1 pseudogene is annotated in these 236 nt (G+C 63.6%); it reads right to left on the reverse strand.

The annotated features are described in order from the left end of the window. Positions 1-236: pseudogene (locus tag SB816_RS34890) on the reverse strand (cysteine--tRNA ligase); the annotation flags it as partial.

A 236-nucleotide genomic window follows, 5' to 3' on the forward strand; every position in this document is an offset into this window, starting at 1 on the left:
CACGCCGACTCGCCCGTGCGGCGGCTGCCCTTTTCCATCTTGTCCTCGCCTTCGTCGGCATCGGAAGTCAGATGGCCGACGTCGGTGATATTCACGACGTGCCGCACCGTGTAGCCGTTACGCGCGAGCACGCGCCGCAGCACGTCCTCGAACACATAGGTCCGCAGATTGCCGATATGCGCGTGATCGTAGACCGTCGGCCCGCAGCAATACATCCCCACGCGCTCGCTTCGAAT

The organism is Achromobacter sp. SIMBA_011 (genome assembly GCF_046535435.1).
GTDB classification, from domain to species: Bacteria; Pseudomonadota; Gammaproteobacteria; order Burkholderiales; family Burkholderiaceae_B; genus Achromobacter; species Achromobacter dolens.